The following is a 628-nucleotide window of genomic DNA, read 5'->3' on the forward strand; positions in this document are numbered from 1 at the left end:
ACGGCGTCCGCGGAGGCGGCACCCTCGGCGGGCGGCGGCTACGACGCGAGCAACATCACCGTCCTCGAGGGCCTCGAGGCGGTCCGCAAGCGTCCGGGCATGTACATCGGCTCGACCGGCGAGCGGGGCCTCCACCACCTTGTGTACGAGATTGTGGATAACTCTGTGGACGAGGCTCTCGCCGGGCACGCGGACACGATCGACGTGACGCTCCTGGCCGACGGCGGCGTCCGCGTCGTCGACAACGGCCGCGGCATCCCCGTCGCGATCCACCCCACCGAGGGCAAGCCGACGCTCGAGGTCGTCATGACGATCCTCCACGCGGGCGGCAAGTTCGGTGGCGGCGGGTACGCCGTCTCCGGCGGTCTGCACGGCGTCGGCATGTCCGTCGTCAACGCGCTGTCGACGCGCATGGTCTCCGAGGTCCGCCGCGACGGGTACTCGTGGCGCCAGGAGTTCACGGAGGGCGGCAACCCGGTGACGCCCGTCGAGCGGCTCGAGCCGTCGGACGAGACGGGGACGACGCAGACCTTCTGGGCCGACCCCGGGATCTTCGAGACCACCGAGTACGACTTCGAGACGCTGCGGGCGCGCTTCCAGCAGATGGCGTTCCTCAACAAGGGGCTGT

The 628-nt window shown here is 70.4% G+C and carries 1 protein-coding gene; it reads left to right on the forward strand.

What is annotated here, in order from left to right:
• Nucleotides 1–54: 54 nt before the first annotated feature.
• A partial coding sequence (locus G3I78_RS46810; RefSeq protein ID WP_343244021.1) for an ATP-binding protein occupies nt 55–628 on the forward strand: 574 nt, incomplete at its 3' end.

Source organism: Streptomyces sp. SID13726 (genome assembly GCF_010548375.1).
Lineage (GTDB): Bacteria > Actinomycetota > Actinomycetes > Streptomycetales > Streptomycetaceae > Streptomyces.